This is a genomic window from Dyadobacter sp. CY327 (genome assembly GCF_021390415.1).
Taxonomy (GTDB): Bacteria; Bacteroidota; Bacteroidia; order Cytophagales; family Spirosomataceae; genus Dyadobacter; species Dyadobacter chenhuakuii.
The window spans coordinates 295096-321127 of the sequence record NZ_JAJUXJ010000007.1 but is presented as its reverse complement, the minus strand read 5'-3'; the positions used below and the strand labels follow the sequence as shown (position 1 = coordinate 321127).

At 45.9% G+C, this 26032-nt stretch carries 22 protein-coding genes; 11 read left to right on the top strand and 11 right to left on the bottom strand.

What is annotated here, in order from left to right:
* The first annotated feature begins 52 nt into the window (after positions 1 to 52).
* The 4 genes from lpxK to LZG74_RS17650 are packed head-to-tail and all read left to right on the top strand — an operon-like array spanning position 53 to position 6673.
* On the top strand, positions 53 to 1105 hold the full coding sequence (lpxK, locus tag LZG74_RS17665; RefSeq protein WP_233797855.1) for a tetraacyldisaccharide 4'-kinase: 1053 nt from the start codon (positions 53 to 55) through the stop codon (positions 1103 to 1105).
* Positions 1106 to 1113: 8 nt separating this feature from the next.
* A complete protein-coding gene (locus LZG74_RS17660; protein ID WP_233797854.1) occupies positions 1114 to 3129 on the top strand; it encodes a putative porin in 2016 nt (671 codons plus the stop codon).
* Between the two features lie 15 nt (positions 3130 to 3144).
* Positions 3145 to 3744, top strand: a complete 600-nt coding sequence (locus LZG74_RS17655) for a tRNA-(ms[2]io[6]A)-hydroxylase (RefSeq protein ID WP_233797853.1) — start codon at positions 3145 to 3147, stop codon at positions 3742 to 3744.
* A 22-nt stretch (positions 3745 to 3766) separates the two neighbouring features.
* Positions 3767 to 6673, top strand: coding sequence for a PD-(D/E)XK nuclease family protein (locus LZG74_RS17650; RefSeq protein ID WP_233797851.1), 2907 nt, complete (start codon positions 3767 to 3769; stop codon positions 6671 to 6673).
* Positions 6674 to 6734: 61 nt separating this feature from the next.
* Here the strand turns inward: LZG74_RS17650 and LZG74_RS17645 are convergent, their stop codons facing one another.
* From LZG74_RS17645 to LZG74_RS17625, 5 genes are all read right to left on the bottom strand, one after another.
* A complete protein-coding gene (locus tag LZG74_RS17645) occupies positions 6735 to 7211 on the bottom strand; it encodes a hypothetical protein (protein WP_233797850.1) in 477 nt (158 codons plus the stop codon).
* 142 nt (positions 7212 to 7353) lie between these two features.
* Positions 7354 to 8307: a threonine/serine dehydratase gene (locus LZG74_RS17640; RefSeq protein WP_233797848.1), complete on the bottom strand. Its 954-nt coding sequence runs from the start codon at positions 8305 to 8307 to the stop codon at positions 7354 to 7356.
* Positions 8308 to 8412: 105 nt separating this feature from the next.
* Positions 8413 to 9300: an OmpA family protein gene (locus LZG74_RS17635; RefSeq protein ID WP_233797847.1), complete on the bottom strand. Its 888-nt coding sequence runs from the start codon at positions 9298 to 9300 to the stop codon at positions 8413 to 8415.
* Positions 9301 to 9488: 188 nt separating this feature from the next.
* Positions 9489 to 10235, bottom strand: coding sequence for a GLPGLI family protein (locus tag LZG74_RS17630; RefSeq protein ID WP_233797846.1), 747 nt, complete (start codon positions 10233 to 10235; stop codon positions 9489 to 9491).
* A gap of 17 nt (positions 10236 to 10252) precedes the next feature.
* Positions 10253 to 13054 (bottom strand): outer membrane beta-barrel family protein, encoded by a 2802-nt coding sequence (locus tag LZG74_RS17625; RefSeq protein WP_233797844.1) that lies wholly within the window; start codon positions 13052 to 13054, stop codon positions 10253 to 10255.
* A 275-nt stretch (positions 13055 to 13329) separates the two neighbouring features.
* On the opposite strand from LZG74_RS17625, the gene LZG74_RS17620 reads away from it, so the two are divergent.
* Positions 13330 to 13842 carry a metallophosphoesterase gene (locus LZG74_RS17620; protein WP_233797842.1) on the top strand — a complete coding sequence of 171 codons (513 nt, stop codon included), beginning with the start codon at positions 13330 to 13332 and terminating at the stop codon, positions 13840 to 13842.
* Here the strand turns inward: LZG74_RS17620 and LZG74_RS17615 are convergent.
* Genes LZG74_RS17615 through LZG74_RS17605 form a run of 3 tightly spaced genes read right to left on the bottom strand, consistent with a single transcriptional unit; the run spans position 13839 to position 15877 of the window.
* Positions 13839 to 15062, bottom strand: a complete 1224-nt coding sequence (locus tag LZG74_RS17615; protein WP_233797841.1) for a M20/M25/M40 family metallo-hydrolase — start codon at positions 15060 to 15062, stop codon at positions 13839 to 13841. The genes LZG74_RS17620 and LZG74_RS17615 overlap by 4 nt on opposite strands.
* A 29-nt stretch (positions 15063 to 15091) precedes the next feature.
* Positions 15092 to 15403, bottom strand: a complete 312-nt coding sequence (locus LZG74_RS17610; protein ID WP_026630025.1) for a MerR family transcriptional regulator — start codon at positions 15401 to 15403, stop codon at positions 15092 to 15094.
* A gap of 42 nt (positions 15404 to 15445) precedes the next feature.
* Positions 15446 to 15877 (bottom strand): SRPBCC domain-containing protein, encoded by a 432-nt coding sequence (locus LZG74_RS17605; RefSeq protein ID WP_233797840.1) that lies wholly within the window; start codon positions 15875 to 15877, stop codon positions 15446 to 15448.
* 176 nt (positions 15878 to 16053) lie between these two features.
* On the opposite strand from LZG74_RS17605, the gene LZG74_RS17600 reads away from it, so the two are divergent.
* Positions 16054 to 17181 (top strand): acyltransferase, encoded by a 1128-nt coding sequence (locus LZG74_RS17600; protein ID WP_233797839.1) that lies wholly within the window; start codon positions 16054 to 16056, stop codon positions 17179 to 17181.
* A gap of 6 nt (positions 17182 to 17187) precedes the next feature.
* On the opposite strand, the gene LZG74_RS17595 is transcribed toward LZG74_RS17600, so the two are convergent.
* Together LZG74_RS17595 and LZG74_RS17590 are read right to left on the bottom strand one after the other, a co-directional pair.
* Positions 17188 to 18300 (bottom strand): alpha/beta hydrolase, encoded by a 1113-nt coding sequence (locus tag LZG74_RS17595; protein WP_233797838.1) that lies wholly within the window; start codon positions 18298 to 18300, stop codon positions 17188 to 17190.
* A 95-nt stretch (positions 18301 to 18395) separates the two neighbouring features.
* Positions 18396 to 18608, bottom strand: coding sequence for a hypothetical protein (locus tag LZG74_RS17590; RefSeq protein ID WP_233797837.1), 213 nt, complete (start codon positions 18606 to 18608; stop codon positions 18396 to 18398).
* Between the two features lie 154 nt (positions 18609 to 18762).
* Here LZG74_RS17590 and LZG74_RS17585 point away from each other — a divergent pair, with 154 nt between their 5' ends.
* A complete protein-coding gene (locus LZG74_RS17585; RefSeq protein WP_233797836.1) occupies positions 18763 to 18927 on the top strand; it encodes a hypothetical protein in 165 nt (54 codons plus the stop codon).
* 13 nt (positions 18928 to 18940) lie between these two features.
* On the opposite strand, the gene LZG74_RS17580 is transcribed toward LZG74_RS17585, so the two are convergent.
* Positions 18941 to 19408 carry a response regulator gene (locus tag LZG74_RS17580; protein WP_026630021.1) on the bottom strand — a complete coding sequence of 156 codons (468 nt, stop codon included), beginning with the start codon at positions 19406 to 19408 and terminating at the stop codon, positions 18941 to 18943.
* 385 nt (positions 19409 to 19793) lie between these two features.
* Between LZG74_RS17580 and LZG74_RS17575 the strand changes: the two genes are divergently transcribed.
* Genes LZG74_RS17575 through LZG74_RS17560 form a run of 4 tightly spaced genes read left to right on the top strand, consistent with a single transcriptional unit; the run spans position 19794 to position 26025 of the window.
* Positions 19794 to 22070, top strand: coding sequence for an Rv1355c family protein (locus LZG74_RS17575; RefSeq protein WP_233797835.1), 2277 nt, complete (start codon positions 19794 to 19796; stop codon positions 22068 to 22070).
* A complete protein-coding gene (locus LZG74_RS17570; RefSeq protein ID WP_233797834.1) occupies positions 22070 to 22762 on the top strand; it encodes a hypothetical protein in 693 nt (230 codons plus the stop codon). The genes LZG74_RS17575 and LZG74_RS17570 overlap by 1 nt, the downstream gene beginning before the upstream one ends.
* 7 nt (positions 22763 to 22769) lie before the next feature.
* The gene (locus tag LZG74_RS17565; RefSeq protein ID WP_233797833.1) at positions 22770 to 24941 is read left to right on the top strand and encodes a 7TM diverse intracellular signaling domain-containing protein; all 2172 of its coding nucleotides are present in this window, start codon (positions 22770 to 22772) and stop codon (positions 24939 to 24941) included.
* On the top strand, positions 24934 to 26025 hold the full coding sequence (locus LZG74_RS17560; RefSeq protein ID WP_233797832.1) for a hybrid sensor histidine kinase/response regulator: 1092 nt from the start codon (positions 24934 to 24936) through the stop codon (positions 26023 to 26025). Before LZG74_RS17565 ends, LZG74_RS17560 begins: the two co-directional genes overlap by 8 nt.
* The last annotated feature ends 7 nt before the right edge of the window (positions 26026 to 26032 follow it).

Sequence of the window (26032 nt, the reverse complement as noted above, 5' to 3'; positions counted from 1 at the left end):
GCGTTTTTCGGGGCACAATATTAGCCAAAAAATACGTAATTATGCACCAGTTATGAAAGAACATAATTGGATAAAAATCGCATTGACACCGTTTTCGTGGGTATATGGTTTGATCACCAACCTCCGCAATCTGTGTTACGATTACCGGTTATTCTCTTCCGGAAGGCCTTCCCAATTCGTTATTTCCATCGGCAATCTCACCGTCGGCGGAACGGGCAAAACGCCTGTAACTGAATATCTCACGAAGTTATTTTCCGATAAAATCCCCACAGCCATATTAAGCAGAGGTTACGGTCGAAAAACGCGTGGTTTTCTTTTAGCTGATCCCGCATCAACGCCATCCGGGATCGGTGATGAGCCTATGCAGTATTTTTTGAAATTTTATCCCAATGTTACAGTCGCTGTATCGGAGAACCGCTTCAAAGGTGCTGAGAACATTGCGGTATCCAATCCTGATAAAAAGCTGCTGCTCCTCGACGACGCGTTTCAGCACAGGGCCATTGCCCGGGATGTCAACCTGCTTTTAAATGATTTCCAGAGACCGTTTTATAATGATCTTCCCTTTCCGGCCGGCCGTCTCCGTGAAAACCGCAACGGCGCGCGAAGAGCCGATGCCATCATTGTGACCAAGACCCCTGCCCTGCTTGCAAATGATGTACGGAAAGACATTACCATGCAACTTCAAAGATACAGCCGCCCGGAAACGCCCGTCTTTTTTTCATTTATTGAGTACGGGCAACCCGAAACTTACGCCGGGGACCCATTATCGTTAAAGAAAGTTAAAATGGCGGCCGGCATTGCAAATCCTTTGCCATTCTCTGCACATCTTCGGGCCCGGTTTGACGTTACAGATGAGGTTGTTTTCCGGGATCATCATAATTACACTTCCGCAGACGTGGAAGAACTGATTAAGAACTTAAAAAACGATACTTTTGTGGTAACAACCGAAAAGGATATGGTTAAGTTGAAACCCCTGGTTGAAGCGTTGGGCGTGGCAGGAAAGTTTGCCTATATTCCTGTTACCGTGAGTTTCGGCAGTGATACCGGACGCTTCCATGAATGGATTTTTAAACAAACCGCTCACCTCTTTCAGGCAGAACGATAGTTGCTTCTATGAGAATTGCTTTTTATATAATACTGTGGGTTTTAGGCAGTTTCATTTTTTTTACTCCAACCATCCAGGCGCAGGTAAGGATGCCGGGCGGCATGCAAATGCCAGGTAATACAGGCAGCGGCGGCGCCCGGGGACAGCAGGGAAGTACAAGCAACACAGGCGGATCGCAGACGGGCGGCGTGATCCTCGACGACAGCACCAAGAACATCTACGGCCCGAGCACAACGCACCATTACTTCGAAAATGACATTCTAAATAACCGGGATTCAACACGTTACCGGGTAGATACGAGCTTAACGAATTTTCATCGCTGGACGCCGGTGGACCGGTCGTGGGGAAAGCTTACTGATCTTGGAAACACCGTAACTGCCACCCGGAACCTGCTTTTTGCCCCGCGCGAGGACATTGGGACGCAACTCGGTTTCAGAGCTTACGACGCCTATGCAATTAAGCCTGAGGAAGTTCAGTATATGGACACCAAATCGCAGCATACGGAACTTAATTTCATTTCCGGAGCTCGAAAAACCTCGCTGGGAAGCTTTTCTTATACACAGAATGTACATTCCCGTTTCAATTTCGGGCTTGGCTTCCGGAGGCTCACTTCCAATAAGCAATACGGATTTGTCAATACATTGAATTCGGGTGCATTTCTGGGACAAAACTGGACGCTTCTGGCGCATACCAGCTTTTTTTCCAAAAATAAAAAATACCTGATCCTTGCCCATTACCGCCACATGAACCAGAAAGTGCGCGAACAGGGAGGAGTAATACCAAATATCGGCGAGGACAGCATCGTTGAGAAATATTCTTACGACGGTGCGGCCAGAATCAGCGATGACGCCAACTCCTGGGAGCGAAGACAGGGACTGCACATTTACCAGCAATATCGACTCGTTAACGGGTTCCAGCTATTTCAGCAAGCTGATTATTCCACGGTGATAGACCGTTACACTGACCTCGACATTACGCGCGGGTTGGAAAAGGAGGTTTACCCAGCTGCAAAATACGATCTGGAAAAAACCAGGCAGGACATTTATTACAAGCTTTTTGATAATAAAATAGGGATCAAAGGCTTTTATTCCGGTTTCAATTACCGGGCTTATATCCGCCAACGCTTCTATGGCATGCGGGCGGCCACGCAGCTGGGAAACGAGATCGGCGAGACTTACGCCACGTACCGGACCGGTTTAAAATTTGACAACATTATCGGCGCATGGCTGGGTTACTATTTAAAAGACTCTGCTAATTATCTGACTGCCGAGGCCGACCTCAACCTGGCAGCCAATGTGGAATATCGCTTAAAAGGAGAACTGAACACGCGTTGGGGAAAGGCTGGTTTTCAAAGCATTCAAACGGCGCCTGATCTCCTGGTGCAACGTTATTTAAGCAACAATTTTGACTGGCGAAACAATTTTGACCCAACCAAAGTGCAGACCATTTATGCGTCCCTGCCCCTGAAAACGGATAAGATTTCCTTCGTACCTGAGATTCAGATCCATCAGGTGAATGATTACATTTACTACGATACATTAGCATTGCCAAAGCAGCTGAATTCGGGCTTCCGGTTGCTCAGGGTTGGTTTTAATTCGGGGATCAATCTCAACAAATGGAATTTCACAACGATGGGCTTCCTCACTTTGAACGACAATAAGGATGTGATCCGCATTCCTGCATTGTTTGCCAGCGGCGAGGTTACTTATGATTTTGTGTATGCCAAAGTCCTTTTTATACAGCTTGGTCTGGCAGCCCGCTATCGCTCGGGTTATCTGGCGGATAGTTACATGCCTATTACGCAGCAATTCCACATTCAGAACAGTTACAGACTGGGACAAAATGTGATTGTGGATGGCTTCGCGAATGTGCGCATCAAGCGCGTGAGGCTGTTTTTCAAAATGCAATACCTGAACCAGGGCGGTAATTTCGGTCTTTTTCCAAAAGGCTATTACATTGCTCCCTCCTATCTTGGGCTGGCCAGGTCCTTTTCTTTCGGCGTAAACTGGCCGTTATTTGACTAATTAATCCTGAACATTATGGCTGCATCGCTTACCACATTGGGACTTGAACTGCCAACCGATCCGCGTTGGACAGACATCGCGGCCATGCAGCTGGACGAAATCCTGATCGACCACGCCTACTGCGAGCAAAAAGCCGCTTCGACCTGCATTTCCATCATTGTACATTATCCCGAGCGAACAGAACTCGTAGAAACCCTGACACCGATTGTCGCGGAAGAATGGGGCCATTTTCAAAGGGTTTTGAAGGAGCTGAAAAAGCGTAATATTCCGCTGGGACGTCAGCGGAAAGATGAATACGTAGGCCAGCTCATGAAGCTGGTGCGCAATAAGGGCGACTACGAAGGCGCTATGCTGGACCGCCTGCTTATCAGCGGATTAATAGAAGCGCGCAGCTGCGAACGCTTCAAACTTTTATCGGAATCTCTGGAAGATGAGTCGCTGCAAAAATTCTATCGTGAGCTGATGATCTCGGAAGCCGGGCATTACCGCACATTCATTGAGCTTGCCGAAAAATATCTGCCGGTGGAGGAAGTAAGGGCACGCTGGAAGGAGTTATTACACCAGGAGGCCGAAATCATGCGCTCGATAACGCCCCGGGGCGACCGGATACATTAACATTTTTCACGAACACATTCGCATGCAATCCTTTCTTAATCTTGTTGCAAAACACATTCTTGGTAACCATGCAACGCTGGAGAGGGTAAATATCATTGTGCCCACGCGCCGGGCAGCCTTTTTTCTGATGCAGGAACTGGCAAAGGAAACGACGGAAGCCATCATGAGCCCGAATGTGGTTGCCGTGGACGACTTTGTGGAAAGCATGTCCACGCTCGAAATTGAAGATCCGGTGCATTTGCTGTTTGATCTTTATGAAACCTTCCAGGAGATCGATCCCGATGTGCAATTTGATCGCTTCATGGGCTGGGCTTCTGTGCTGCTCAATGACCTCGACCGCATTGACCAGTATCTTGTAAAAACTTCCTATCTGTTTGACTATCTGACAGAAGCACATGCGATCACCCGCTGGCAGGAAAGCATGCCTGCCGGAAAAACGCTTCAAACGGAAGGCGGAACAAAGCAATATTTTTCGCTTTTTGAAAATATAAACAGGGTTTACATTTCATTTCGCAGCCGCTTGCTGGCCAAAGGCAAGGCATACCGCGGCATGGCTTACCGCGAGGTGGCAGAAGATGTCGAGGGGATTTTGGTTGAAAAAAGTGATTTTGAAAAACTCTATTTTGCCGGTTTCAATGCATTCACAGAGTCTGAAAAAGTGATTGTCAGCGCATTGATCAAGGCTAAGAAAGCGGAAGTGCTTTGGGATACGGACCGCTACTATATGTCTGAAAATGCAGGCGTTGAAGCGGGAAAGAGTTTGAGGGAATATCAGAAAAGCAACGCATTTGGCGCCTGGAACTGGACCACGGACCATTTAATGTCGTCGGAAAAGCACATTACCATTTACGGCGTGCCCAATGCAACATTACAGACCAAGGTTGCCGGACAACTTTACAAGCAAATGCGGGAGCTGGATGCCCAGGGCGACGCTATTCCAACGGCCATTGTGCTTGCGGATGAAAACCTGCTTTCGCCCATGCTGTATTCCCTGGACGAAAACGTTAGCGACCTGAATGTTACCATGGGCCTCTCCATGCGTAACTCGCTGCTTTATACATTAATAGACAGCATTTTTGAGCTTCAACAGAATGTTGTTGAATTTAAAAATAAAAAAGGACAGCTGATCCGCATCCCGAAATTCGGGCATAAATCGATCAATAAGGTCCTTAACCACCCTTTTATCAGACATTATGAATATGTGGCGCTGAAACCGCTCAGCGACGGCCAAACGATCATTCAGAAAACACTTTGGGCCATAACCAGCGGCAACCAGGTGTTTCTGAGCCCGGAGGACCTGATGGCGCTGAGTGATGGTCATCCCCTGTTCAAAATCCTGTTCACACATTGGCAGAAAAACAATTCCCGGCAGGTTATCCAGACTTTCTACCAGCTGATTGAACTGCTCCGGGAAGTGTATAAGGATTACAAAAATGCGCTGGAAACAGAATATCTCTATCTTTTTTATACACTGCTCAAACAATTTGAACAGACAATCGAGGAAAAATCGGAGCTGATCACTTTGCGGACATTGCGTTCGTTTATGTTTGAGTTGATCCGCCAGACCAAAATCCCTTTCAGCGGCGAGCCGGTGAGCAATCTGCAAATCATGGGAATGCTCGAAACCCGTGCGCTTGATTTTGAGCGCATTATCATCCTTTCAGTAAATGAGGGAATGATTCCGCAGGCAAAAAGGCAGAACTCACTCATTCCGTACGACGCTGCACAAGCCGTTGGATTGCCTACGCACCAGCATCAGGAAGCGGTCATGTCCTATCATTTTTACAGGCTTTTGCAGCGTGCAAAAGAGGTGCATATGCTTTATACCAGCACCAATGATGCGCCCGGCGGCGGTGAAAAAAGCCGGTTCATCAGGCAGGTGGAATATGAGCTGTCGCAATATAATCCGCTGATCCGTATCGAGAATAAAACCGTTGTGCTGGAAAGCCGGAAGCAGGACGAGCTGGATGAAGTTGTGCATAAAGACGAGGCCATGCTGGTCGTTATCCGTAACTATTTGGCTGGTAAGGGCATTTTCCCGACACATTTGAATGAATTCATCCGCTGTTCCATGCAGTTTTATTTGAAACACATTGTGGGCGTGAAGGAGAAGGAAGAGGTGGAGGAAGAGCTTGGCATGGACAAGATCGGAACCTGGCTGCACGCCGCGCTGGAAAGGCTGGATAATGAATTTTTTCTTCAAAAAACAGATCCTTCGGAGGAACAGATCAAGGCTGTTTTAAGGGAAGAATTTGATGATAAATTCAAGGGTTATGTAACGGATATGGGCCTTAACCGGATCTATTATCAGGTGGGTGAAAACCAGATTCTTGTTTTCCTGAAACACCAAATGTCGCAGCGGCCGCGCCGGGAAATCCTTGCGGCAGAACAGCCACTGAGCACCAAAATCCAGCTCATATTGCAAGGCGCTTACACACCTGTGCGCATCGGCGGTAAAATCGACCGTATCGAACAAAGCGAAGACGGAACATTATATGTGATGGATTACAAAACCGGGAGCGTCGAGCTGACCGGAAAACAAAAGCTGGCCGATCCGGTGCGCCGTGAAGAAGTGATCCGCAATGATCCGGACCGGAAAATGGGTTACGTGCGGCAGCTTTGGATGTATGAATATTTGATGTACCGCAAAATGCTGGATGAGCAGGGGCTGAAAATTGCAGGAAAAAATTACGCTTTCGGCGACTACGCGGTAAAGTCAGGTTTCTACTCCTTCCGAGATCCTAAGAACCTGATCTCAAACCCGCTTGACCTGACAGAAGAACTGGCTCCCGCACAGTTTATTGAAAAGTCGGAAGTGATTTTGACGGATATTTTGAATGTGCTGCTGGACCCTGATGTCCCATTCCGCAAAACGCCTGACCTGAGCACTTGCCAGTATTGTGATTTTGTCGGGATTTGCGGCAGATAGTGCATTGTAAACGAAAAAAGCGATTGGGATCACCAACCGCTTTTTCATTTATCAAGTTCTCTTATTTCTTTTTGAATTCCAGGTAACCTTCGTAGGAAGTTTTTCCGTTATCTGGGTCAGCCAGTTTTATATTGGTATTCAACTGCGCCACGCCCGAAGCGCCAGCAGCTCTCGTCGCAATGCCCGTTACCACATGCCTTAACGGCTTTCCGTTGTCTTGTTTTACATCCACCGTTTCGTTGATCGTGAATGAATCTTTGGTAGTTTTTACGTCTTTCAGATTATATTCCTGAACCACATCTACTTCGGTGCCGGCAATTTCAACGTGGATATTTCTCGTGTAAACAATCGCCAGTTGATTTTTCCCGGTCGCCGTGATCACCCAGTCATTCTGAACCGAAGTAGGCCCGTCTACAACCAGCGTTCCGTAACTTCCAACGTATTCAGGTGCATAATCAACTTCTGGTTCCACATCGTCTTCTTTATCTTTGCAAGAACCCATTAAAACGACCAGGCAGCAAAAAATCAGCTTTTTCATACTTTAACTTTAAGATTAAATAACATCTAAATTAATAAGCCGGAGTGCGGCAATTTTCTACTAATAACGGCAATGAAGTGTTAACCGCATATTTAACCGCAACTAAATTGTAATCACTTACAAAAGTCGCGCCTGAACGCAGCTAAAATGGCAATTTTCCAAGATCTACATTTCCACCGGTCAGGATAATCCCTACCTTTTTCCCTTCAAATTGATCCTTATTTTTAATGAAAGCAGCTAACGGCACCGCACCTGACGGTTCCACGACGAGCTTCATCCGCTCCCACAAAAAGCGCATCGACTGAATGATCTCTTCATCGGATACCGTAAAAATATCGGTGACATGCTGCTTGATGATCGGGAATGTTTTGTCGCCCAGATAGGTCAGCAACCCGTCCGCAATAGTCTTAATATAAGGCGCTCTTTCGATCTTATCGCTTCTGAATGAAAGTACTGCGTCCGCTGCGCCTTCGGGCTCGCCTGCGTAAACTTTGGTTTCCGGGGAAAAGTAATGTGCTGCCAATGCAGTTCCGCTCAGCAAACCGCCACCGCCAACCGGGGCGAAAATAAGGTCCAGTTTTTCGCGGCTGTCTTCCATCAGTTCCTTCGCTGCGGTGGCCTGCCCGGCTATCACTTCGTAGTTGTTGAATGGGTGAATAAATGTTGCGCCTGTTTTCTTGGTTATTTCCTGCACCGTGCGCTCTCTTTCTTCGGGTGTGTTTTTACAAAAAGTAATTTCTCCACCGTAATCTTCCACCGCTTTGATCTTCACCAAAGGAGAATTGTCGGGCATAACAATGTATGCCTTCGCCCCCACTTTTGCCGCCGAAAACGCTATCGCCTGGGCATGGTTTCCACTTGAATGCGTGGTCACTCCGTTTTTCAGCTGTTCCCGGGAAAGCGAAAGAATGGCATTAAGCCCTCCCCTGGCCTTGAATGCACCTATTTTCTGCAAGTTTTCACATTTGAAAAAAATCTCTGCTTTACACAGATCATTCAGGAAGCTGGAAGTCAGAACCGGCGTGTGGTGAATGTATGGCGCTATAAGCCTGTGCGCCGCCTCAATTGTTTCCCTGTTTGGTACAGTATCAGACATTTGAAGGTTTGGTTTTAAGATTATTTGATTGCTCAAAGTAATCAGAAATTATAAAAAAAGAGCCCGTCGTACCGGACGGGCTCTAAAAATAATGCAATTCAACTGTTACTTGCCAGCGTTAGGCGTGTACAGGTTGAAGAATTGATCCAATTTCGGCGTAATGATAATTTCAGTACGACGGTTCAGGCTGCGGTTAGGTGCCGAATCATTTGCCACTTTGGGTAGATATTCGCCACGGCCGCCAGCAATCATACGAACTGGCTCAACACCATATTTCTTTTGAAGTGTACGGGCAACTGACGTAGCACGCAATACGCTAAGATCCCAGTTGTCGGCCACTTTATCTGTTGCGATAGGCACATTATCCGTGTGGCCCTCGATCAGGATTTCGATTTCTTTGTAGTCATTCAGGATCTTGGCAACTTTGCTCAACACCGACTCAGCTTGTGTATTGATAACAGAGCTTCCCGATTTGAACAACATTTTGTCTGAAAGTGAAACGTATACAACGCCTTTTTTCACTTCGATCTGAACATCTTCATCGCTAACATCAGCCAATGAACGTTTCAGGTTCAAGACAAGCGCCATGTTAAGCGAGTCTTTTTTCTGGATGCTGGAATTCAGATCGCGGATCTGCATGCCTTGTGCGTCCATCATAGCAAGTGATTTCTTAATGCTTTCCGAACCTTCCTTGCTGATAACCGACAGATCAGACATGCGGTCAAGCAGATTATTGTTGTTCTTTTTCAGGAATTCAACTTGTTCTTCCAGCTCTTTCAATTTTGCATTTTTGCTGGTAAGCTCATCATTTTTGGCCTTCAAATCATTATTTAATCCAGCAGTTCTGCTGTCGCAATCGTTAAGATCAGCACGCGCTTTGTCAAGTTGGATCTGGATTTCATTGGCTTGTTTCTGTGCAGACAGCATCTTTTTCTTGCTCGCGCAGGAGCCAAGAATAAAAAGCATGGCAACGGCCAAAATCGTTTGTTTCATAATAAAGGGTGGTTAATTAAATCAACAGTGGTTAAGTATAAAAATCGGTACGTTAGGAAATTTTCTAAAAATATCGAGCCAAACCAAAGCAGGCCCTGCCCGTTTCAAGTCGCAAAGGTACAAAAAAAGGGAAGATTGTTTGAGACAATCTTCCCTTTTTACGCTTTTTGGATAATTCTAATTAAAAACTAATATGGCATCGACCAGTATGGATTGCGATGCGCTTTCATGCTGTCACGAATATGCTCAGCAACCAGCTGTTCATATTTTAGTGTATCCAGCTTTTTTCCTTTCATCTTCTTCGGAAGCGCCATTTCTTCATCTTTTACCTCTCTCATTTTCACCTCTTTGGCCGTGATGACCACGTCTCCTTCATTAATATCCAGTTCAAGGATCAGGCCGGGCAAACCAGAATAAAGCTCCGGACCAGCGGAAACGGGAATGTTGTCTGCAAACCAGGCTGTGATTTTCTGACCTTTCGTTGTATCCTCGGTCACGGCCATCATGCACATATAGCCTGCGATTTCCTTGATCTTATTCATAACCTTCCATTTGGGCACTTTCAGCGAATCTTCGAGAATGTAAGTTTTGCCCAGCATAGCAATGATGTCCGTCCGCTTTTCCTTCTCAAAATCCCTGTATATTTTGTACTCATCTTTCTGCCAGGAATAGCCGCCTTCGGACAGGTCTTCTTTGGCCGGATAGCTGTAATAGCTTTGCTTTTCATTGAACAGCAGGACAAAATCCTGTTTCTGCTCATCATTGTTTGCCCATGTCGTAGCCGCACGTTCCTTTTCCTCCTTGCTTAAAAAGGTCATCCGGTTATTGATCCGTGACCAGGTTTTCACGCGTTCGTAACTGATTTCGCCCGAGGTTTTTTGCGCCGTTGCGGCAAATCCCAGCAACATGAATATGAGTAAGCTAACTGATTTCATAGGTGATAGTCTGATTTTTAGAAGTTGTTGCGTTTCACAGAAGCCGTTACACCGCGCATATTATACGTAAAGCTCAGCATGAAATACCGGGACAATGTCGCCACTTTTCGTTCAGTATAATAGTTCTGGTTGACATTTTGGGTGATCCCCAGGTTTTTCTTAAACACGTCATTGGCAGTAAGCCGGATCTCGCCTTTTTTACTTTTCAAGATAATCTTATAAACAGACAAGTTGAGGATCGGCAGTTTCTGATCAAAGCCAAACTGGTCATTTTTATAAATCCTGTAATTGAAACGTGCATTGAAATAAATGTCTCTCGGCCCTTTCGCATTCACATCAGCGCCGTAAGTCGCATTGAATATCTTCTGGTTCTGATTCGTATTGATGGAATATTCCGAGTTACTGAAACCCCAGTTGGCATTTCCATAGAATGTAAATGCATCGCTAGGCGTCAGATCCAGGCGCGTTCCGAAATTGTAGCTGTTTGTATTGGTTTCGTTTTCAACGTTGTTAATGTAAGTAATGTTGTTGTTCAGATTGACGCTCGCATTCAGGTTCATCGTAGCCTTTGTTTTCTTCAACGGAAATCCGAATCCGCCATAAGTGCCGTAACTGTAACCGCCTGAAACGTTGATCGGCTTTGTAGTTGTGATCAGGTTCTCGACATTCACCGTGCGGTTGTAGACGATCTGATTCACATTATAATTGTAAGAAAGACCGATATACACATTCATAAATGTAGCCGGATTGAACATATTATAACCCGCATAAACGCTGTGTGACGACGATGGAATCAGGTCCGGATTTCCTTCCGTGATGAACAGCGGGTTGCTGTTGTCAATGATAGGCTGCAAGTCGGTAATGGAAGGTTCGCGAACATTCAAACCATATTCCGCGTAGATATAGCGGTTGTTTTTAAGGTCGTAGTTGATTGACACATTGGGCACAAAAGTGAAATAGCTTTTACTGACCCGCATAAAATCGGCGGCAGCTTTGTCCGCAGCAAATTTTCCTCTGAGCTCGAACTGCACACCGGCAAGCCCGGCAGCGACATTGAATCCTTTGTTGGAGTAACGAACGCTGGTCCCAATGCGGTTATAAGTGAAATCGTTGGAATAAAAACGGGTCAGGAAAGGGTTAACCTCGCGCTCGGTGCCCGAAACGTTGAATACATCGCGGTCTACTTTGTCCTTTCGCATGCTGTAATTGTAGAATGTCTCCCAAAAGAATTTCTTGGCAAAAGGCTCGATATAGGACAAGCTTCCTTTAAAGTTGCCGCGCGTGCTTTCGGTCTCATTCAGCTGGTTGATAATGCTGTTCCGCGTCGAATCCTGGAAGAAAACATTGTCCGATCTAAGGTTTTTGTTCTCGTCGCCATTGTTGATGTTATAACCCACGCTGGCAGCAAAGTTCCGTCCTTTCTTTTTAAACTTATGGCGATAGATGAGCAGGTTAGCCATCGCGAAAGAGCTGTATTCGCTTACATTCCGCACGGTTGACTGGTTGGTAGCATTGCCCTCGTTCAGGAATGACTGCTGAAAACTGTTAAAGCTGTCGTCCCCCGAGTTGATCCGCGAATTGCTGATCAGGATAATGGTGTTCAGCGAATCAATGTTCTTTTCGAAACGCAGGCTTGGACGGTGGTTTCCTGTAAATCCGATTGTTTTGGAATTGGCGATCGAGCTGTAAGAATCGTTGGTCAGGAAATTCTCCGTGCGCGACTCCACATCCATAATTGCCTTTGTCTGGTTATAAAAATAGCTGGTGCTAAGCTTTGTCTTTTTGTCGTCATAATTATAGTTGGCGCCGCCCGCAAAGTTCTTCGTAAAACCTTCCGATCCACCTCCGCCCCAGTTGGGCTGAATGGTGATCTCATCGCCTCCGTAATAACGGCCGCTGTTGAACCCGAAATCCCCGTCATCGCCCCAGTTGAATGACTGGCTTCCCTTAAAATCCTGGTAATCGTTCCTGGCAATGCCCGATTGGTTCGTATTGTTTCCGAAACCAAGGAGCGCAAACTGCTGCTTGTCGTTAAAGCGGTTATAGCTCACTTTTCCTTCCAGGCGCTTATCGGTTCCCACACCGGCGATCGCCTTTCCGAAACCGCCCTTTTTATGGCTGTCTTTCAATTCGAGGTTCACCGTTTTCTCCCGTTTTCCATCATCCACACCGGTTACTTTTGACTGCTCCGTTTTACCATTGAAAACCTGGACTTTATTAATGGCTTCGGCCGGCAGATTTTTCGTCGCCATTTTAGGATCATCGCCGAAGAAGCGCTTACCGTCGACGGTTACACGTTTCACTTCTTCACCCTGCGCTTTAATGTTCCCGTCGGCATCCACCTGCATGCCCGGCAGCTTGCGCAGCAGATCTTCTACCGTCGATCCAGGCGGCACTTTAAACGCGCGGGCATCAAACTCCACGGTATCGCCCCTGATACTCAATGGCGCACGGGCGGTTTTGATCACGATTTCGTAGAGTTCCTGTTGCAGCACTTTCATTTTCATCCTGCCCAGGTCGGTTACATCGCCGTCTTTGGGATTGACTGTTTCCTGATAAGGAACAAACCCTACATAAGAAACTTTGAAAATGTACTGCGCACGTTTCAGGTTTTTCAACTCAAATGCGCCTTCTTTGTTGGTTCTTCCGAAATTCACCAGCGATGAATCTTTTGGAAGTAGAAGCATCACCGTAGCTTCGGGCAGGGTTGCGCCAGAGGTGTCTGTGACTACGCCTTTGAGCGTGAAGCGTCCTCCGGTTTGTGCTTGCACAAGCCCGATTTGAAGACATAAAAAGAACAGAAGTAGGATTTTTTTCAAGGCTGGTCTGGCGGTTAAATGAGTCGAAGTATGTAACTGATAAATTACAATACGCAATAATATAGAAAGTGCTGCAACTTTAAAACTAATAAATTAGTTTGCAAGCAGTTTTATATGATGTTAATAAAAAATTAACTTTAATTAAGATTTAAGATCCTAATATATGAAAAGGTTATATATAAGTTACTTTAATCTTCAAGAAAATAAATTAATTTATTTTGCGGTTACAAAATGCGGGGAATGTTCGCGTTAAAACGATATTTTATTTAAACAGAATGAAAACAATTGGCTTAATATCAGACACACACGGCTATCTGGACGAACGGGTTTTTGATCATTTTAAAAATTGTGATGAGATATGGCATGCAGGCGATATCGGATCGGTAACGATCATTGAACAGCTGGAAATGTTCAAGCCCTGCCGCATTGTCTTCGGGAACATTGATAATAATGATATCCGGGCGAGGACGGTGGAAAACCTGCATTTTGAGCTGGAAGGGTTCCGGGTCTGGATTACGCACATTGGCGGCGCGCCTCCGCGCTACAACCCGATGGTCATGCCCGAACTGAAATCACAAACCCCGGACATTTTCGTGTGCGGGCATTCGCACATCCTGCGGGTGATACGCGACAAAGCATTGAACAATATGCTTTACATTAACCCCGGCGCGGCTGGGCGGGAGGGTTTTCACAAATTCCGCACGCTGCTGCGGTTCAATATACATGAAGGATTGATCAGCCAGATGGAGGCTATTGAGCTGGGAAAACGCGGGGCGATGATCAGTTAGAAAGTGATTGAAACCTTTTTCGTTTCGGCTCCGCGTAAGAATTCTGCCTCTACTTTTTCTCCCTTTTCATGCTCGCTGAGCACATCCATGTAATCGTAAATGGATGTTATCGCTTTACCGGCAAGCTTTGTAATGATGTCACCGGCCTGTATCCCGGCTTTTTCGGCTGGACGGGCTTTGGAAACGCCGTCAATTTTCAGGCCTTTGCCCGAATAGCTGTAATCCGGCATCACGCCCAGGGTTACCTTGAAATCAGATGTTTTGTTGCCTGTATGCGGATTATCGGCTGTTATAAATTGTGGATCAGTTGTTTCTTTGTCTATATTTTCCAGCAGGCCGGCAATAATGCTCAGGATTTTGGCCTCACCTTCGAAATTAATGCGCTCAATGTCATCGCTAACCTTATGATAATCGCTATGAACGCCTGTAAAGAACTGCACAACAGGAATATTTTTCAAATAAAATGAAGTGTGATCCGATGCGCCTACGCCAGAGGAATCAACCGTATATTTCAGATTCTGCGCCTTGACAAGATCAGGAATCAGCTTTCCCCAGACCGGGCTTGTTCCCCAACCCGAGATAATGATCCCTTTTTCATCGCTAAGCCTTCCGATCATATCCATATTGATCATGCAGGAAACGGACTCAAGCGGAATGGTCGGATTTTCTGTAAAATACTTGGACCCGATAAGCCCAAGCTCCTCCCCCGAAAATGCCAGAAAGAGGTAATTATGCTTTTCAGTAATGTTGTTTTTTGCAAAATGCCTTGCCAGTTCAAGCAGCCCCGTTGTACCCGATGCATTGTCGTCGGCACCATTATGGATTTTGTTGCGACTATCCGTTGTGAGCGAACTTCCCTGAAAACCTTTTCCCAAATGATCGTAATGCGCACCGATAACGATTGTTTTCCTGGCACCATTATCTAAAAATCCAGCAACATTGCGGGCCGTAACCTGGTGCAAGTTGCCTTCAATGGCATATTTCACCGGAAATGGCTGAAAGAAACCGGCATCCGTTCCAGCAGGTTTCAGACCCAGTTCTCCAAAGATGGTGGCAATGTAGTTTGCTGACCGGATTTCCCCCAAACTCCCCGTTCCCCTCCCTTCCATGTCGTCCGATGCCAAAAATTCAATGTGCTTGCGGATGGCCGGCGCCTGAAATTTCTGTGCAGAGGATGAAAAAGAAGCACAGCCAAGCAGCAACAAAAGGAAATATTTCATGGGTATGGATGAATTAAAACAACGGAAAGTTACAATGTCTCCTGCAACTCTACGAGGAACTTCCGGACGCGCATTAAGCGCTGAATCAGCAGCTGTGATTCCTCTTTTCTTCGCATCTGCTCACGAGCGCCTTTGATCGTACGCCCCTGCTTGTCGCGCTGGTGCATGATCTTTTTGATGATCTCAATGTCGCGCTCCGTATATCTGCGCCTGTTTCGTGCGTCCCGTTTGGGGTTCAGCTGTGGAAATTTCTTTTCCCAAAAGCGCAGGGCAGATGGCTCGCAGCCAACCATTTCGGCTACTTCGTTGGTATCATAGTAAAGTTTGGTGTTCGGTTGCATGACTTTCGGCGGTGATAACTACAAATATACTCACCCCCGGAATTAAAGTCTGTTTTCCGCCAGATTTTTGATTTTCTCCAATGCCGTTTTTGCGAACTCCACAGAAGCGTCATAGTAACTCTGCCCGTCTGCCAACACCGCAAAATCGCCAATTTCCACTTGCAGCAAAACGCCGTTTTCATTTTCTGAGAGCCTGTATGTATACGCAATGTCATATGCAGCAGGCGACTGCTCCCACTTCTCTACGTACAGCGAAAGTTTCAGAAGCGCGTTAGGCTCGTGCGCCGTGACGGTGAGCCGCGACCGGCCCGACCAATCAATCACCCTTCCAAGTTCCAGGTAATAATCGCCAAAATCCGAAGGAAGCTCATCCCACTGCCTGACGTATTTCGGGGCTATCAATATTTCCCACACTTTGCTCAGCGGAGCTTCTATACTTATCTGATCCTGAACAGTTAACGCTTGATCCATCATATTCAATTACTTTTTGCAGTATACGTTTACAAGCGATGAACTAAAATTATGCCGACAAGGCCTGAAACGCACTGTTTCATGGAAAATCGCGCCCGGCTGCTCACAAATTACAACATGAAGCAAACTTTAACTTACTTTACAGCCGGATCCCAAACCGCAAAATTTTACTTAACAGAATGAATCAGGAGATAAAGCCGGTCAGCAATCCCTTCGAGTCCAAGATCAACAGTATACAGGTTCTGAGAGCGGCTGCGGCACTAACTGTCACCATTTACCATCTTAAAGACGTCATCGGAAAGGGTGAACCCTTCAAGCAGGAACTTGACTTTTTTTTCAATTCAGGCCCTTCCGGGGTTGCCTTGTTCTTTGTGATCAGCGGGTTCATTATGGTGTACATTACCAAACAAACCACATTTTCACTGCTTTCGGTTTATAAATTCATGGCGCGCAGGTTTATCCGGATCTGGCCCACCTATGCGATCATTACCCTTCTTTACTTTTTATTTCAAATGAAAGTCGGGCTGCAACCGGGCGCTGTGAAGAGTGTGATCTTGAGCTTACTTTTCATCCCGGTCACGCACACCGATCCGCCATTTTACGGATATGCCTTCCTTCCGGTTGGGTGGACGCTCAATTACGAGATTTACTTCTATGCGCTTGTGGCCATCTCCATGTTCTTCTCCCGGTTCAGATGGTATGTATTCTTCGTGATCGTGATCATCACATTGGTCATCCTTCCGCTTACATTGGGTTACATTACATTGGAAACCCAGCGAACTGCCGACTATGGCAACGGATATCTAAACATGATTGCAAATCCTATTATCTGGAATTTTGTATATGGCGTGATTATCGGCCTCATTTATACGAACGAGAAACTGTTTCCCATCCTCGCATCCGCGTTTGCAAGGGTCTGGCTTGTGTTTCTCTTCATTTCCCTTGCATTATGGCAATACTGGTCTGGCTTTTTTGGTGGCTTGGGACCTTCACAATGGGGATTTGGGTCCAGTCTGCTTTTTACCGCATTCATATTCTATAATGCGCGCCGCCCGATTAACTTTCCCGACTGGCTTGTCAAAATCGGCGATATGTCGTTTTCGGTTTATCTTGTACATATGCCTATTGTTGTCATTTTAGGTCAGTTTTTCAAAAGCCTGGGGTATCCGGTTTACAGCACCGGCACTTCCATGTTTTTCCTCGCGCTGTTCCTGACTATGGTGGCGTCTTACCTATCCTATCAATATCTTGAATTGAAATTGTCCAGCTATCTGAAACAATTCCTGCCCTTCATGAAAAAACGATAACGGATTTCAGGGAATCTTGATATCCTGAATGGTTTTCATATCCTCGACGGTTGTTTGCCGCAAGTCTCCGGACCAGAACCGCTTCATAAATTCGGCGTAACGGTTGGCGATATATTCCTGTGAGTAAGACAGAACGTGGCCTTTTCCAGGCTGGTAATTGAGGTCATAAGGCACTTTCAATGAATGCAGCCGCTCCGAAGCAGGTTTTGCTCCCAGCATCCAGAAGTATCTTCCGCATGAGAATAAATTGCCTTGTATATAAGGCAGCACACTGTCGCTGGTTCCCTGGAAAAACACGGTTGGCTTCGCATTGTTTCTGTTAACATAAGTCGTCTTAAAAACAGAGTAACCCATATAAGTCAGCAAACTGCGTACGCGAAACTCGGTGCCTCCCTTAGCATTGTCCAATGGTCCGAGCGTCTTGGAAATTCCCGGTTGTAAAGCCTCAAAATCAGCCTCATCCATGTAAACCAGGGCGGAAATGATCATGGAACCTGCGCTGCTTCCGGCTAGCATCATCTGGCCGGGATCTATTCCGAACTCGTTTGACTTGTCTGCAAAGTAATGTAAGGCAGTATACGTATCCTGAACGCCGCGGTAAATGGCCTGGATCACTTCCTTGTTATTGCCGCCACAGGTATTTGTTTCGCTTCCGCCTGCAAATCCAAGACGATAATTGATAGCAGCCGCTGCATAACCTTTCCTGGCCATGGATCTCGCTTTCCCCATTTCGCTGCCGAGATCACCATAGATAAATGCGCCTTCATGCACGAAAATCACAAACGGGCGATATTTAAGTGTATCGTTTTGTGGGGCGATAAAAGAATAATTGAGGTTCGCAGTGGCACCATTGTAGTCGGGCGCCTGCTTGTAAGTTCCGGTGATAATGCCCAGCTCCGATTCACTGTAAATGTTGGCAGTGCCGAAGCCCTTGGACAATGCCAAAAACCGATTGCTGTTACGGGGCTTTAATGTATCAATAATGACGGGGCCGGGATTCGAATGTCCCGTGGTGTCAACGCCGCTGGTATCGATAGGTTCCGGCTCTTCGCCGGGTTCTCCAATGGGCTCTTTAATGGGGGGCTCGAAGGGACTTGGCCCTTCGCATGCAGCGAACAATCCAACTAAAAGTAAAAAAATGCATTGTAGGTAGACTGTCCGCCACATTATCCAGGTAGAGTATTTATGCTTGATTTGCCTGGTAATCAGGCATTTTAGTTATTCATGCTCGATGCCAGCTGCCCTGCGGTTCCATCCGTGGCCAGTTCGCTTTGGTGGTAAAAATACCCTTCTGTTTTGTTATTCCCGGTAAGTTCGTCCTGTTTTTTTTCAGCGCCGAAATTTCTTTCCATCTGTCTGAAAAATTTGTTGAAGAAAACATACAACACAACGCCTGAAACTGCTCCTACTGCCAATATCTTTTTCATGATTGAATCGGTTTGATGAATTTTTGCTCACTTTTTATATTACAGTAAGCAAAAAGGATACCAACGCATCACGTCATAGGGTTTCAGGGCTGCTTTTTCATGCTGGTATGATTTTAACATATCAACGTCAAACACCCACTAAACACATAAGCAGATGGACTTTATCATATTTTTGAAAGCGATAGGCAACCTTGTATTTGCAGTCATTCTTTTCCTGGCAATATTTATTACGGCTGGCTTTTCAGTTGTGCTGAACCTGTTGAAACAGTTCGGGCATGCACAATTGTCAAGAAGGAACATCAGTTTCAGAAGAAAATGAATGTTGCAACCTGCTAGGAAAGCAGGTTTTGCCTGAGCAGGAATTCCAGCTGGCCATTCACTTCGATCAGCTTTTCAATAAGTTCCTTGTTCTTCTCCCGCAGATAAAAAATCTCATGCGCATTTTTAATGATGATCCGCAGTTGGGCCTCATCCCACGGCTTATTGAGATAGTAATAAATATGGCCCTTGTTCACGGCATCAATCACGGCCGAAACGTCCGTATAGCCCGTCAGCAGAATGCGGACTGGCTCTGCGTAATCCTTTAACACTTCTATCAGGAAGTCCACCCCGGTCATTTCAGGCATGCGCTGATCCGTAATGATCACGTGAACCACGTTATGTTTCAGCAGCTCCAAGCCTTCCCGCCCCGATGTGGCGATCAGAATATTAAAATCTCTTCTAAACGCAGCCTTGAATGAATTGAGGTTGTTGATCTCATCATCTACATACAGGACGCTTATTTTTTCTTTGGTTTCCATTATTACGTAATTCTTTCTTTTTTCGGAGGTTGTTTGAAATTTGAGTTCGATCCGATACGCTCAACTAATTGATAATATTATAATATTAATTCTATATTAGTATAAAAGCGCTAAGTGGTTTTTACAAATTAACTTTTTACCTCTGTGTAACCAACTACTTGTCAACGAATTTAGACGCTTTCCAATCAAATATTTTGTCCTGGATACAACCTGTGATAGTTTTAGAAAAATAATTTCAGCAATTTGTGTAACTATTGATAGACATAGGATCACTTGCCCGGTTACAAAGTTTCAGCGGCAGCGATTTTATAAAGATCAATACATTTCGTCGAATTTTAAATTTTACGTGAGTTCTTCTGGGAACCGTCCTCCTAATAGCTTAAAAATGTATCCCTATCCAGCAAACAATACGATCTATAAGCCGATTTTTATCTTTCACGAACAAAGTACTGACAAACAAAAGTTTAACGCAGTCCTTTCGGACTATCAACAAAAAATCGTCCTCGATCTGTTTTCTTCCCAAATGAAGGAGCTGATTAAGATACAAAATCCCAGGAAAAGGCTCACAAGTATCGAAATTGACGAAAAGTACGACGAATGGATTTCAGGCAAAGATTCCGATCTGCTGGGTTCGTGGGTCTATTATCCCTGGTCCAACCGGCTGCTGCACATTCTCAACAAGCACGACTTCGTAACATTAAGAACCAGCAGAAACCATTATAAGATTACCCCGCACGAACAGGCAACATTATCTGAACGCAGAATTGGTATCATCGGACTTTCGGTTGGTCATGCGGTTGCCCTCAGCGTTGCCACAGAACGCATTTGCGGAACATTAAAACTTGCTGATTTTGATACCATTGAGCTGAGTAATCTGAACCGGATAAAAACCGGTCTGCACAACATAGGCATCAACAAAGCGATAGTAACGGCCAGGGAAATTGCGGAGATAGATCCCTACCTGGAAATAGAATGTTATACGGAAGGAATTACAGAAGACAATATCACTTCATTTCTTACCGAAGGCGGTAAGCTGGACATTCTTGTTGACGAATGTGACGACCTGGAAGTAAAGATCAGCGCACGGCAGATGGCCAAAAGCTTTCATATTCCGGTTGTAATGGAAACAAGCGACCGGGGAATGCTGGATGTGGAACGGTTTGACAGGGAAACGGACAGGCCTATTCTGCACGGAATGCTGGCTGATATTCCCGCTGAAAAATTAAAGAACATTAGTCCCGCAGACCGCTTTCCGTTGGTAATGCGCATTATTGATGCAATGAACACTTCCACCCGCGGGCGGGCTTCATTGCTGGAAATCGGGCAGACGATCACCACCTGGCCGCAGCTTGCAAGTGCGGTAACCTTGGGCGGAGGCGTTGTAACCGACGTTTGCAGGCGCATCCTGCTGGATCAATTTACGGATTCAGGAAGATATTATGTAGATCTCGAAACCCTGATCAATAACAAACCAGACACTTCCACGGTCGCCGTTTATAGTAATCCGAACACGCCATTCGACCTGGATCGGGCTCTTGCCATCATTGATTCCCTACCCCAGACTCAGCCGGACGCTGTCCCGAACGAGGATGAAATCGGGCAGATTGTTAACGCCGCAACACAAGCATATTCAAATGGAAATGACCAGCCCTGGAAATGGGTTTTCCGAAATGGTCTGCTGCATTTATTTCACGATACATTCCGCTCGCATTCTTTTTCCAATATCAATAACATGGCCGCGCACCTCGCCCTGGGCGCTGCCTATGAGCATGCGTTGCTGAAGGCCAGTCAGCTTGGCTATCAGACCATTGTACAAAAATCCCCTGTTACAGATTCGAACGAGCTGGTTGCCAGCATTCAATTTATAAAAGACACCCAGCCCGGAAATCAAACACACAGGCTGGCAGAATCTCCGGAATCTTTCGCAATTCATCGGAATTCAAGCTTGTCTTATGCATTGCAAGAAGAAGAAAGGAATGCCCTGCGCAAGGCTGTGGAGGGCGTATCCGGTGCTGATGTTCAACTCATTACTGAAAAGGAACAGCTCGCTGGACTTGGAAGAGTTGTCGCAGCCTGCGACAGGATAATGATGCTTCATACGGAAGGTCATAACGACTATTTCAACCGCGACATCCGGTGGCCAGGCGCGGAAAATGCAAATGCAGGGGACGGTGTTCCTATCCAGGCATTGGCCTCAACGCCAGCGCATATGGCTGCATTATCGATCGTCAAGGACAAAAAAATCGCTGCTGCGCTGAGCGCATTTGGCGGTGGAAATGCTTTAACGGAACCTATCCAATTCAGCGTCGCAGATGCTTCTTGTATGGCTATTATTACATTGCCGGATGCAGCAGATCAGTACTTTCTGGGAGGGGTCGCTTCTCAAAAGCTTTGGATAACCGTTGAACAACTCGGTCTGGGCGGCCAGCCATTGCTATCACCCCTGTTTTTGTTTGAACGGCTTGATTCGGGCGTCGGATTAAGTGTAACGGAAAAAGACAAATTACAGAGTTTACGCAATGAGTTTCAAAATATCATATCTTTAAAAAATAACACAAAAGCAGTTTTTCTATTTAAGATCATCGAACCGGAAATGCCAGCAATTCCATTACCACGCCTTCCATTGAATGAAACCTTGTTTATTGTAAACGACGCAATTTGATGGTAGCAAAAATTAAAGCGTACAAGTCAACTGAGGATATCGAAACCTGTTACAGGTACATTGACGAGCACCGAAAAGTATTGGAAGCCTATGGCGTAAAGCAGGTGACTTCCGCAAGCCATGACTGGCTGAATGATGAAAATACTTATGTGATCATTGTTGAGTCCGAGGACGGTGAAAAGATTTATGGCGGCGGGAGGATCCAGGTCCGTAATGAGAAAATGAAAATGCCGATGGAAGATGCCATTGCCAAGAAGGACGAGCGCATTTACGGGTATGTAGACAATCTGAAAGAAAAAAAGATCGCCGAGTTCTGCGGCCTCTTCAATTCCAAAGAAGTGGCGGGTTACGGCATCGGAAGCATTTTTCTGGGAAGAATCGGCGTTGCGATTACTTCGCAGATTGGTGTTGACCATTTATTTGCATTGTGCTCTCCGCCTACCTTGCGCCAGTGCCTGCGGATCGGGTTTGAAATTATCCGTGACCTGGGGGACAACGGAACATTTTATTATCCCAAAGAAGGCCTCATCGCCACCGCCATTATCGTCAACGACCTGGACAATCTGCCCCAGGCGCATGAAGAAGAGCGCGAGCGCATCATGCACCTGCGCAAGCATCCGGTTCAGTTTGCGGTGGAAAAAGGCCCGAAGGGAGAAATTGCATTACATTATGATCTTGATATGAAGATTTAGGATTTTTATGAAATTTTTAAAGCACCTATTTGCAATCACATTTCTACTTTCCGCAAAGCTCGTTTACGGCATCCCGGTGAATTTTTACCAGGGCTCACAAATCATTGGCAAGCAGGTTGAAATTTTTGAAGATGTCACCAATGCGCGCAATTTTGAGCAGGTCCTGAAAACCAACGCTTTCGTTCAGAGTACGGACGACACGCCTAATATGGGGCTGAGCCAGTCCACATTCTGGATCCGGTTTTCCATCGCCAACAAATCGGCCAGCTCGCTGCTATATCTGGAACTCGCGCATCCGCTGATACATACCTGTGAGCTTTTTGAGATTGAAGGCGCAAAGGTCAAAGTTGAAACAAATCGTGAAAATGCGGACTTCAATGAACGACGGATCAAACACCAGAATCTTGTTTTTGCGCTTGATATAAGGCCGGGCCAGCAAAAGAACTATTATCTGCGGGTGAAGGGCTACAACCAGGTGATCCTGCCGCTCATCCTGCGCGACCAGGAAACTTTCTTCGAAGCCGCCCAGATCGGCGAGACCATCAATGGCATTTTCGCAGGGATCATTGCAGTAATGGTGCTTTATAATGTCTTCATTTACTTCTCCACCCGCGACAAGAGTTACCTGTTCTACGTGCTTTATGTGTTGTTTGTAGGATTGGCACAAACCGCATTGTCGGGTTATGGGTTTAAGTATATCTGGCCATTTGCACCAAAATTCAACTCCGTAGCAACTATTTACTTCTCGGGTGTCGCCGGAATCTTTGCCATGCTTTTCGTGAAAAACTTCCTCCAGCTTCCCGAAAAATGGCCGCCAGGGGTCTTCATCCTGAATGTGATCATCGCACTTTATTCGTCCACAGGCCTACTGAACCTGCTTGGGTTTGAATTGCTGAGCTTTCGCGCTGTCGATGTATCAGGAGGAGTTGGGGCGATCGGGCTTTTTATAATAGGGTTTAAACTTTCAAAGGAAAATTATCGTCCTGCCAAACTTTTCTTATTGGCCTGGAGTATTTTCCTGCTTGGTCTGTTCCTTCTTGTTTTGCGAAATATTAACATCCTGCCGTATAATATTTTCACAACTTACACCATGCAGTTCGGCTCTATTGCAGAAGTTGTACTGCTATCTATTGCACTGGCGGATAAGATTAATATATTTAAAAAGGAAAGGGAAGAATCGCAGGAGGAAGCCCTGCGCGTGTCGCTGGAAAATGAAAAGATCATTATGGAGCAAAACATTAATCTGGAAAGGAGTGTCAACGAGCGAACTGCTGAGTTGCAACACGCTAATACAGAACTAAATGTGACGCTCAATAAACTGAAAGACACACAGACACAGCTGCTGGATTCCGAAAAGATGGCTTCACTGGGTCAGCTTACAGCAGGGATCGCCCATGAGATCAACAATCCGATCAACTTCGTAAGCTCGAATATCAGGCCCCTTCGCCGTGACATTGACGACGTCCTTGAAATCCTCGATTCCTATAATGACATTCAGGGCGTTGACTCAATTGATCAGTTACAGGTTAAGATAAAAGAAATCGAGCGATTGAAAGAAGACCTGGATCTGGACTACATTAAAACCGAGCTGGGCACCTTACTGAAAGGCATGGAAGATGGCGCCAGCAGGACGGTTGAGATTGTAAAAGGGTTAAAAATATTCTCCCGCGTAGATGAATCCGACCTCAACGTCGTCAACATTAATGAGGGCATTGAGTCAACCCTTATTATTTTGAACTATCAAATGGGTAATTCCATACATTTGGTAAAGGAACTGGGGAATATCCCGAGTATCGAATGTTTCGCAGGCAAGCTGAACCAGGTGTTTATGAATATCCTCAATAACTCCATTTACGCGCTGCTAAATGCTAAAACAGAAGGAAAAACCCCGACAATTTGGGTCAGATCATGGCTGAAAGACCCGGACAATATTTCTATTTCCATCCGGGACAACGGGCCCGGTATGCCGCCCGCGGTCCGCGCGAAAATTTTTGAGCCGTTCTTTACCACCAAGCAGGTGGGAGACGGAACAGGCCTCGGATTATCCATTGTATTTAAAATAATTGAAGTTCACAGCGGAAATATCCAGGTAAATACCGAAGTTGGCGAGGGAACAGAGTTTTTGATCACCCTGCCCGTAAAACAGAAAGCACGCCCTATCCACGATTTCAATGAGTGAAAAACCAATAACCATCCTTTACATTGACGATGAGGAGCATAACCTTCATTCGTTCAAGGCTTCTTTCCGGAAGCAGTACGATATCACAATCGCCTCATCTGTAGTAGATGCGGAAGAGATTCTTGAAAAACAGGATTTCTGCATTATTCTCGCAGATCAACGCATGCCCATTATGACGGGTGTGCAGTTTTTTGAGAAAATCAGGACTAAATATCCCAAACCAATCCGGATTCTCATCACAGGCCACACTGATATTGGCGCCGCGATCGATGCCATTAACAAGGGAGAAGTGTTCAGGTTTATCGACAAGCCCTGGGATTACGGTTATGTAGAGAATGCAATTTCGCACGCATACGACATTTATAAAACGCGCGAAGATCTTAAAGAGCGGAATGAAGAGTTGCAAAAGGCGAATGAAGAGCTCGATAAGTTTGTTTACAGCGCTTCCCATGACTTGCGCGCGCCGTTGATGTCGGTGCTGGGGATCGTGAACCTGGCGCTGCTGGAAGACGATATTAAATCCCAGAACGAATATCTGGAACTGATCCGGCAGTCGGTTAAAAAGCTGGATACATTCATTATTAATATCATTGATTACTACAAAAATGCAAGAGGCGTTCCAGTCGTTACAGACATCAGCTTCGAAGAGCTTGTAACCGAAGTGCAGGCCACCATCCAGTATCTGCCCGAATACGGCAACCTGAAAATGACCACCGACATTGAGCAGGATGGTGTGTTCCGGTCGGATGTAATGAAGCTCCGGATTATATTCAATAACCTGATCAACAATGCTATAAAATTCCAGGATACGAACAAGCAGAACCAGTTCGTGCATCTGAAAATCAAGTCGACGCCGAGCTCAGCCAGGATCACCATCGAGGACAATGGCTCGGGCATCAAAGATTCGGATCAGGACAAAATTTTCAAAATGTTTTACCGGGCAGGCGCAACAAACAGTGGATCAGGCATAGGTTTGTACATTGTACATGAAGCGATTGCTAAACTCGGAGGTGAGATTAGCGTTTCTTCCAAAGTTGGCGAAGGAAGTATTTTCGAAGTCAACATCCCTTCTATCCATAAATAAGAAATAC

Excerpts from the sequence above, each read along its gene's own strand:
- lpxK (WP_233797855.1), top strand. The coding sequence starts at position 53 with ATGAAAGAACATAATTGGATAAAAATCGCATTGACACCGTTTTCGTGG.
- LZG74_RS17660 (WP_233797854.1), top strand. The coding sequence starts at position 1,114 with ATGAGAATTGCTTTTTATATAATACTGTGGGTTTTAGGCAGTTTCATT.
- LZG74_RS17655 (WP_233797853.1), top strand. The coding sequence starts at position 3,145 with ATGGCTGCATCGCTTACCACATTGGGACTTGAACTGCCAACCGATCCG.
- LZG74_RS17650 (WP_233797851.1), top strand. The coding sequence starts at position 3,767 with ATGCAATCCTTTCTTAATCTTGTTGCAAAACACATTCTTGGTAACCAT.
- LZG74_RS17645 (WP_233797850.1), bottom strand. The coding sequence starts at position 7,211 with ATGAAAAAGCTGATTTTTTGCTGCCTGGTCGTTTTAATGGGTTCTTGC.
- LZG74_RS17640 (WP_233797848.1), bottom strand. The coding sequence starts at position 8,307 with ATGTCTGATACTGTACCAAACAGGGAAACAATTGAGGCGGCGCACAGG.
- LZG74_RS17635 (WP_233797847.1), bottom strand. The coding sequence starts at position 9,300 with ATGAAACAAACGATTTTGGCCGTTGCCATGCTTTTTATTCTTGGCTCC.
- LZG74_RS17630 (WP_233797846.1), bottom strand. The coding sequence starts at position 10,235 with ATGAAATCAGTTAGCTTACTCATATTCATGTTGCTGGGATTTGCCGCA.
- LZG74_RS17620 (WP_233797842.1), top strand. The coding sequence starts at position 13,330 with ATGAAAACAATTGGCTTAATATCAGACACACACGGCTATCTGGACGAA.
- LZG74_RS17615 (WP_233797841.1), bottom strand. The coding sequence starts at position 15,062 with ATGAAATATTTCCTTTTGTTGCTGCTTGGCTGTGCTTCTTTTTCATCC.
- LZG74_RS17610 (WP_026630025.1), bottom strand. The coding sequence starts at position 15,403 with ATGCAACCGAACACCAAACTTTACTATGATACCAACGAAGTAGCCGAA.
- LZG74_RS17605 (WP_233797840.1), bottom strand. The coding sequence starts at position 15,877 with ATGATGGATCAAGCGTTAACTGTTCAGGATCAGATAAGTATAGAAGCT.
- LZG74_RS17600 (WP_233797839.1), top strand. The coding sequence starts at position 16,054 with ATGAATCAGGAGATAAAGCCGGTCAGCAATCCCTTCGAGTCCAAGATC.
- LZG74_RS17590 (WP_233797837.1), bottom strand. The coding sequence starts at position 18,608 with ATGAAAAAGATATTGGCAGTAGGAGCAGTTTCAGGCGTTGTGTTGTAT.
- LZG74_RS17585 (WP_233797836.1), top strand. The coding sequence starts at position 18,763 with ATGGACTTTATCATATTTTTGAAAGCGATAGGCAACCTTGTATTTGCA.
- LZG74_RS17580 (WP_026630021.1), bottom strand. The coding sequence starts at position 19,408 with ATGGAAACCAAAGAAAAAATAAGCGTCCTGTATGTAGATGATGAGATC.
- LZG74_RS17575 (WP_233797835.1), top strand. The coding sequence starts at position 19,794 with ATGTATCCCTATCCAGCAAACAATACGATCTATAAGCCGATTTTTATC.
- LZG74_RS17570 (WP_233797834.1), top strand. The coding sequence starts at position 22,070 with ATGGTAGCAAAAATTAAAGCGTACAAGTCAACTGAGGATATCGAAACC.
- LZG74_RS17565 (WP_233797833.1), top strand. The coding sequence starts at position 22,770 with ATGAAATTTTTAAAGCACCTATTTGCAATCACATTTCTACTTTCCGCA.
- LZG74_RS17560 (WP_233797832.1), top strand. The coding sequence starts at position 24,934 with ATGAGTGAAAAACCAATAACCATCCTTTACATTGACGATGAGGAGCAT.